Raw genomic sequence first — 7,010 nt, forward strand, 5'->3', positions numbered from 1 at the left:
AGGTTGTCCCATTCGCGCAAGCAAATCTTTCACCTGCATTGAATAAAGACAACCTTAAAAAGTGTTACACATTTATATGATATTACATATGCATGAAAATTACGAATCTGTTGCTGAACGTATCGTTCCTCTGAACCTGAAGCCCATTACCGAGAAAACAATAAAGAAACAAGCTAGTATATAGAAAATGCTTCCTATTGAAATATACTTGATGCCCATTCCTGCTAAATACGGACCGAGTAAGCTCCCGATACTAAAATGCAAGGACGCGAGCATATTGGCTGAAGGCAAATATGCTTTGGGAAGTATATCTGCCGCGTATGCGAGCCCCAAAGAAAAGAATGAGCCCACGAATCCACCAGCAAGCATAAATAGGATGAGCAGCATCCATGTATTGTCGCCTACCATTGGAACAAACACAAATACGAGACCGCCTATAATTCCACAAATCATAAGGACAGCTTTACGATTCCAACGATCACTGAGCATGCCAAGCGGCAATTGCAAGATGAGACCGCCTAAACCGAAGAATGGCAGCAAATAAGATATCGACGCTTCACCCATGCCTAAACGCATTGCATACACAGGGAACCCGCTGTTCATAGATGCTTCCATATAGCCAAACAACATCGCTGGCATTAGTGCAAACCAAGCCCATTGATAAGAACGACGATAGCGCTGCGGCGGCTGTTCCATACCTGTAGATGCATCTGCTTTGCGATCAGGCAGGATCCACCAAGCTATGACCATAATAATGAGAAATAACACCGCTGTTACAATAAAAGGTGCAGCATCGTTTATTTTCAATAAATTGATTCCTAAAGGTCCTAAACTGAACCCCACCCCATACGCCATTCCGTATAAAGAAATGTTTCGTCCACGACGATCTGCTGGGCTAATCGACACTGCCCATAATTGAGTAGCATAGTGCAAAGCACTGTCACCCATTCCTACAATTAAACGAAGAACGATCCAAAAGCCGATGCTTGGAATAAGCGGAAACAGCAGCATCGCTATCGTTACGGCAATCATGCCACCAAGCAGCATACGCTTGAAGCCCACTTTAATTAAAATTCGTTCAACGAAGAACATCATACCAAATACGCCAACATATAACGCTGTAGCATTAAGTCCGTTTATATCAGACGGCACACCCATGCGCTCCAAGAAAATGGTAAGCAACGGTAATAACAAGCCCTGGCTAAGACCCGTTATCATAACAACCGCAATCAAAATGACAAATTGCCATGTAGGAGACGTTGTTGTACGTCGTGCTGTAATCATATTCTCCCTCCACATTATGTAGTTATTTATATACGTTTTACACACAAAAAAACATGAATTCGTTTAACGAACTCACGTGGTTAGTGTCAACATTTCAATATTATAGTGGACAACTGCTGTAAACACAATTCATAATGAATAAGGAATAATGCCCAATGCAATTCTATAAGAGAATGTTCAACCGTATCGATGTTGAACATCATCATTAAGGAGGACCGTGTAATGGCCCTTCACATTCGAGTCGAATGTTCAGCCGTTTACGAGTTTATCGGAAGTTTTATGCTCTTCGTGCAACGCAAGTGGATACATAATGTAGATGATGGCTTAGAATGGGTTCGATATGTTGAGCAGCAGGTACCTGATTCATTCCTTATCCGTTCTACTCAACTTCAGAACTATTCCATTAATGAGTTCGATATGTTATTCGCCGCATCACTCGAATTAAACCATTCACACCAAGTGTCGTTGTTTCTAGAACAACTGGAAGCGATGAACTACGATGCATGGTTAAGCCTATTTGCTCACAGTGGACTGCCATACGATAATGAGCATGTGGACAGATTAAAACAAGGCTATATCCCACTACTTCATGAGTGGTACGAGCACTATTTCCGCTGGTCTGTACCTAATTGGGAGCCTATTCTTATTGAAGATGCCGCTGAGAAAACGCGCCTGTTGAATAAGATGTCTCCTGTAGATCTCATTGAACTTGCAACCAATGGAGCCGTCTTTGATAATAACGATCACATGCGTGAAGTCATACTAGCTCCTATGTGGCATTACCGACCTATAATCAACACTTGTACGTTTACAAATACAACGTTAGTGTTATACGCAACAGAATCGGAAGAAGATGATGATGTTCCACCTAAGTCGCTTAAGCGGATGATTCACGCATTATCTAGCGATGTTCGGTTGAAAATGCTGCGGTATCTTTCGCATGAGTCAGTCACTTTTTCAGAGCTTGTATCCTTTGTTCAACTCGAAGAAAGCTCCGTTCAGCAGCATCTCGTCATTTTGCGTGCTGCGGGCTATATTCGTACGTTTTGGAATGGCAAAGTGGAACGAATTTCACTGCGCCAAGAAGGAATTTCCGATCTATCGGCATTTTTAGAAAATTATGTACAGTCTTGATCGATCGTCATATAAGAAATAATGTTCGAATGTAATAGCAAGTCAACATTGAGCGATTAATTTCCAGATGACCGTCAAGCTCCATGGAGGTGAATCGCGATGAGCCAATCTACACAGTCCGTCAAACAAACGTTGTTGTTCGATCTGGATGATACGCTTATCCACTGTAATAAATATTTTGATATCGTCATTGCTGAATATTTAAAATTAATGAGTCGCTGGTTCGATGCCTATCGCGTTGAGCAACAAGAGATTTTAACAATTCAGTCGCGTTTCGACTTGGAAGGAGTTAGTGCTAACGGTTTCGTCAGCACACATTTTCCCCAGTCATTAGTAAAATGCTATACATTTTTGTGCGAGCAAACAGGACGAACTTACTCACAAGATGAGTATGAAATATTGTGGAAGCTTGGGCTGAGCGTATATGAAATAGAAGTTGAACCATACCCAGGCATGCTGGACACGCTGAATCGATTACGTGATGAAGGCCATGAACTACACCTATACACAGGTGGCGAAACCGTGATCCAGCAACGTAAAATAGAACAGATGAAATTGTCTACCTACTTTGACGACCGTATTTTTATACGTCAGCACAAGACAACGGAAGCCTTATCCTCAATTCTTAATCAACTGGAGACTGACCCGTTGCAAACTTGGATGATCGGCAATTCATTGCGCACAGATGTGATCCCTGCCCTGACAAACGGTATCAATTCTGTCTACTTGAAGCAGAACAATGAATGGGCCTACAATCTTGTAGAAGTGACTATCGAGCCAAAGGGTGCATTTTATACCATTGATCGACTAACCGCGGTTCCTGATGTGATCCAGCAATGGTGTGCACAGCGAGAAGCTCGCGTTCTTTAATGTTACCCACCAACTGAAATAACTGCTCTTTTGCCTATACATGGAGCAACAATATCACTAGCACCCCTTCGATACTTGTAAAGGATTTTTGATATCCTCCTTTGCATCGGAGGGGTGTTTTTTTAGATGTACGAATAATAAAAAGCACTCCAAACCTAAAAACATTCAGAGTGCTTTCATCATCGTTTTGTTGTGCTCAAATTTTATAAATTTTGCTGCTATCACTTAGGCTTGTCCTTATCAGGTGATTTAAATTGAAAAGCGATTTTTGAATCTGTAGCATTCCATACTAGGGCTGCTTCAAATACTTTATCGCCTTTCTTAAATCCTTTCAACATCGAAGTTTCGCCCTTAGTAAGCAATCGCTTAACCATTGCTGCAGATATAGACTTACCAAGAATTTTTTTAGAAACAGTGAAGCGACAGTTCGGATATCCTGTACAACCATATATCACTTTCTTATCGACTACAGCCTTTTTGCACATCGGACATGGCCCTAATTCATCTGATTGAGTATTAGCCTTGGACTGACTCGGAGAATCATGGTCCTCCTGTTCAAGGGGCTGTATGGTGAATGACCAACTCTTCTCATTATCAATGGCATCTTGGATCAGTTTGTGGGTTAGCTTTTTGGCCTGCTCCATAAACGATTGTGGTGAAGCTTGTCCTTGGCCAATTTCATGTAATCTCTGCTCCCATTTCGCTGTCATCTCCGCTGAAGCTAAGACACTTTCACCTAACGCATCAATGAGCATTATTCCTTTTGGCTTGGCATATACCATGTTTTTCTTTACTTCGATATATTTCCGATCTTTCAGCACCGATATAATGCCAGCTCTGGTAGCTTCCGTACCCAGTCCTTCTGTCCGTTCTAATACTTTTTCCAGCTCAGAATTATCTAAGTGTTTGCCTGCTGTTTTCATTAATGTGATTAATTGTCCTTCTGTATATCGCTTAGGTGGCTGTGTCTTTCCTTCTTTTACTTGAAGGCTTGCCACATGACCTATTGCACCTTCCGCTAGCTGTGGAGGGATCATCGTCTCCTCGTCATCATCTTCCTGTCGGTACAGCACTTTACGCCAACCCTCTTGCATAATCTGCTTGCCTTTAGTTACGAATGTCTCTTCTTGCTCTACTGTTGTCGTTAATTTCGTATAATTAATAATCGCTTTTTCATAATGTGCTGCTATTAATCGCTTGGCAATCAGTTCATAAAGATGTCGTTGTTCTTCTTTTAAGCGCATCAGATTCGGAACTTGCTCAGTTGGCACAATTGCATAGTGATCACTAACTTTAGCTGCATTAACAAAGCGCTTGTTGCTTATAATGGATTCATTTGGAAGCGGGTAATATTGTGCCAAAGATTCAAACCGCGATAGCTTTTGCAGTATATCTGGGAATTGCTTGGCCTCTTCTTCTGTGACATATGCCGAGTCAGACCTAGGATAAGATATGTAACCTTCTAGATAAAGTTGTTGCAAAGTGTTCAACGTTTGCTGCGGTGAATATTTGTAAATTTGGTTGGCAGCAGCCTGTAAAGCAGATAAGTTGAACAACTGCGGAGGCTGAAATTCTTTGCGCTCAGTATGAATGCTTGTAATCGTTGCAGGTTTACTTTCACAGCGCACGCGTGCTTGTTCTGCCTCTTCAGCAGAAGCAAAGCGCGTTTGCTCCCCTTTAAACCATGTGCCTTCATAGTTCAATCCATCCATGTCAAATTGAGCTTTAAGCTCCCAGAAAGGTTCTGACTTGAAGTTCTGAATCTCCTTCTCTCTTGCTACGATTAATGCCAACGTCGGGCTTTGTACGCGACCTGTAGAGAATACTTCCCGAACTCCCCGGCGTTGGAACAACAAGGAGTACACTCTAGAGCCATTCATTCCTACAAGCCAATCTGCACAAGAGCGGCTCACCGCCTCGTAATACAAATTCCTTGTCTGTCCCTCTTCCAATAGATTAGAGAAACCTTGAACAACAGACTTTGGTGTAAGGGAAGAAATCCATAGTCGCTTCATTGGTTTCTTTACACCGCTCAACTGAATAATAATTCGGACGATATATTCGCCTTCTCGCCCAGCATCGCTTGCAATAATAATTTCCTTTACATTCGGGCGCTGAAGCAAGCCTTTGAGTAATTGAAATTGTTTGGCTTTAGATGGAGTGACTTTATGTTGAAATTTCGGCGGTAAAATAGGTAAAGTGTTCAAATTCCATCGTTTATAAACGGGATCATACGACTCCGGTGGAACCAATTCACAAATATGCCCCACTGCCCAACCTACATAAGCACCCTCTGGAAACTGTGTACATGGTGCGATCTCAATATATCCTTGCTGTTTCTTATGCTTGAACGGAGCTGCTAACTTCGCCCCTTGATCTGGCTTTTCCGCAATAATTAGCTGCAAACGGTGCAACCCCTTCTCAAGAAGTAAAAAAGGTCGAGATGCTCACCTCGACCTTACTTTATCAATAGCCATTATTTTATCACATGTCAAAAATGTACTCAATCCATCTTGAATCCTATCTAAGGTTGATTATGTCTGATGATCCAAACTGAAGCTCTAGATGCTGCTGTCAATATTTCACTAGCTAGAACGAAGAATACTTTGACGGGGATACATGATCACCTTTTGAATAATTTCGTAAGTTATATAAGCTCGATAACACTAACAGCAGGTGCACCTATATTTGCTGCCCTTGCAAATACATTCGTAAGAGTAAGTACAATATGTGCCGCTGCATTCCCTGCCAATACAACAGTTTCTGGATTCACTACTGTAGTATTATTCGCTGTTACAAATGCCCTGTACTCCCTGTAGCTCCTGAAACTCCGCTACGTATACACTTGAGATCAATAATTAGCTACTAACGGTGCAACTCCTTCGCAAAAAGCAAAAAAGGTCGAGATTCTCCCTCGACCCTAACTTATCATATAAAAATCATTTGATGACATGTAAAAAATAATTTCAATCCATCATTAACTAACTCGAATAATTGTTACTGATGCTCCTGGAGCCGTTGTTGCCAAAGTAGCTGTACCTAGTAAGCCAAACAACTGCAAAGATAAAGTAGCACCGGCAGGTATTGAAGCAATAACGTTCGCCTCAAACGCTCCTAAAGCTATAGTTGGTGCATTAATTGTTGCTGCTAACGGCACTCCATTTACGACAATCCTTGCACTTACAAGAACAGAAACAGCTAGATTTATGGTATACGCGATGTAATAATTACCCGCGGGTGTTATTGTAAACACGGTATTCGTGCCATTAATCGTTATTCCTGTACCAATATCTTGAGCATCAGGAAGTGATACGTTGGTACCGCCTAAAATTACTGCAATTAATGTTCCAGATGTATTGGCAGCAAAAGCAAAGTTATTCGTAACTCCGATGCCCGTAGCACCAGTAGCACCTGTTGCCCCTGTTGCTCCTGTTGCTCCCGTTGCTCCTGTTGCTCCCGTGGCCCCGGTGGCTCCGGTTCCTCCTGTTGCTCCTGTTGCTCCTGTTGCTCCTGTCGCTCCCGTCGCTCCGGTTCCTCCTGTTGCTCCCGTTCCTCCCGTGGCTCCTGTTGCTCCTGTTGCTCCTGTCGCTCCCGTGGCTCCCGTCGCTCCGGTTCCTCCTGTTGCTCCCGTTCCTCCCGTGGCTCCTGTTGCTCCTGTCGCTCCCGTGGCTCCCGTCGCTCCGGTTCCTCCTGTTGCTCCCGTGGCCCCGGTGGCTCCGGTT

5 protein-coding genes are annotated in these 7,010 nt (G+C 42.8%); 2 read left to right on the plus strand and 3 right to left on the minus strand.

The genetic code is table 11. The features are described 5' to 3' along the window. Positions 1 to 99: 99 nt before the first annotated feature. Positions 100 to 1,284 carry an MFS transporter gene (locus NQ117_RS03630; protein WP_258276641.1) on the minus strand — a complete coding sequence of 395 codons (1,185 nt, stop codon included), beginning with the start codon at positions 1,282 to 1,284 and terminating at the stop codon, positions 100 to 102. A 222-nt stretch (positions 1,285 to 1,506) separates the two neighbouring features. On the opposite strand from NQ117_RS03630, the gene NQ117_RS03635 reads away from it, so the two are divergent. Together NQ117_RS03635 and NQ117_RS03640 are read left to right on the plus strand one after the other, a co-directional pair. Continuing rightward, entirely contained in the window at positions 1,507 to 2,418 is a 912-nt protein-coding gene (locus NQ117_RS03635; protein WP_258276642.1) for an ArsR/SmtB family transcription factor, read from the plus strand. A 99-nt stretch (positions 2,419 to 2,517) separates the two neighbouring features. Further along, positions 2,518 to 3,288: an HAD family hydrolase gene (locus tag NQ117_RS03640; RefSeq protein ID WP_258276643.1), complete on the plus strand. Its 771-nt coding sequence runs from the start codon at positions 2,518 to 2,520 to the stop codon at positions 3,286 to 3,288. 221 nt (positions 3,289 to 3,509) lie between these two features. Here NQ117_RS03640 and NQ117_RS03645 read toward each other — a convergent pair whose 3' ends face one another. Together NQ117_RS03645 and NQ117_RS03650 are read right to left on the minus strand one after the other, a co-directional pair. Beyond that, positions 3,510 to 5,693: a DNA topoisomerase III gene (locus tag NQ117_RS03645; protein WP_258276644.1), complete on the minus strand. Its 2,184-nt coding sequence runs from the start codon at positions 5,691 to 5,693 to the stop codon at positions 3,510 to 3,512. 572 nt (positions 5,694 to 6,265) lie between these two features. Then, positions 6,266 to 7,010: BclA C-terminal domain-containing protein (locus NQ117_RS03650; protein WP_483874613.1), on the minus strand; the 745-nt coding region annotated here is incomplete at its 5' end.

The organism is Paenibacillus sp. SC116, from assembly GCF_024733555.1.
Taxonomy (GTDB): domain Bacteria; phylum Bacillota; class Bacilli; order Paenibacillales; family Paenibacillaceae; genus Paenibacillus_B.

Bases quoted from the DNA above. Each gene is read 5' to 3' on its own strand.
- NQ117_RS03635 (WP_258276642.1), top strand. From the start codon at position 1,507: ATGGCCCTTCACATTCGAGTCGAATGTTCAGCCGTTTACGAGTTTATC.
- NQ117_RS03640 (WP_258276643.1), top strand. From the start codon at position 2,518: ATGAGCCAATCTACACAGTCCGTCAAACAAACGTTGTTGTTCGATCTG.
- NQ117_RS03630 (WP_258276641.1), bottom strand. From the start codon at position 1,284: ATGATTACAGCACGACGTACAACAACGTCTCCTACATGGCAATTTGTC.